1 pseudogene is annotated in these 371 nt (G+C 72.0%); it reads left to right on the top strand.

The features are described 5' to 3' along the window. A pseudogene (locus QP415_RS10905) lies at nucleotides 1-371 on the top strand (phospho-sugar mutase); the annotation flags it as partial.

The raw sequence follows: 371 nt of genomic DNA, 5'->3' as shown, positions 1-371 counted from the left end.
CCTTGGCCGCCGGCGACCACCGGGGAGACCTCAAGATCACCCTGACCGCGATGCACGGCGTCGGCGGAGCGCTCACCGAGCGCGTCCTCAAGGAGGCGGGTTTTACCCGGGTGTCGCTCGTCGCCGAGCAGGCGGCGCCCGACCCCGATTTCCCGACCGTCTCCTTCCCGAACCCGGAGGAGCCCGGCGCCCTCGATCTGGCGATGGCGCATGCGCGCGAGCACGGCTCGGACCTCATTATCGCAGTCGACCCCGACGCCGATCGTTGCGCCCTCGCCATTCCGGACGAGGCCTCGGCGAGCGGATGGCGTCAGCTCACCGGCGACGAGACCGGTTCGATCCTCGGCGAGTTCCTGGCCGGGCGGGCCCCG

It is taken from the genome of Pauljensenia sp. UMB3104, assembly GCF_030217285.1.
GTDB lineage: Bacteria > Actinomycetota > Actinomycetes > Actinomycetales > Actinomycetaceae > Pauljensenia.
Note: the sequence above shows the minus strand (reverse complement) of the source record. Positions and strands in the feature narration are given on the sequence as shown.